Origin of the sequence: Gluconobacter sp. P1D12_c (assembly GCF_018812105.1) — a bacterium.
Lineage (GTDB): Bacteria > Pseudomonadota > Alphaproteobacteria > Acetobacterales > Acetobacteraceae > Gluconobacter > Gluconobacter oxydans_A.
This window is the reverse complement of the sequence record NZ_JACSIQ010000906.1, coordinates 1-353: the sequence shown is the minus strand read 5'-3', so window position 1 is coordinate 353 and position 353 is coordinate 1. Positions and strand designations below refer to the sequence as shown.

1 protein-coding gene is annotated in these 353 nt (G+C 33.4%); it reads left to right on the top strand.

Features of this window, described 5'->3' with window-relative positions:
* The coding region (locus KP705_RS19735) for a hypothetical protein (protein ID WP_215765540.1) at window positions 1–353 on the top strand (353 nt) is incomplete at both ends.

Below are 353 nucleotides of genomic sequence, written 5' to 3'. Positions count from 1 at the left end.
AAAAGCCTTACGATATCATGACTTGTTTGCATGACCATTATATTGACCATTCTTTTCCTGTGAAGGATGTGAAAAGTTATAGAGATTATTTGCGTTGTCTTCCTTCGCATTCTTCTTTGTTTTTGGATTACATAGAAAGCAGGGGATATGGTTTTTTAAGATTCAACGAATATTTGAACGATGACGAGGATGATTTTTGTTACGAGTGTGTTTTTGTTAATGACAATAAAGATGAGATACGCCTTTGGGTTAAAGATTTAGAAGAATGTGACAAGGATGGTTTGTATTCGAGTATCGATAATTTAGATTTGGAAAATTGTACGTCTGATGATTTTAAAAGAAGACTCTCAACG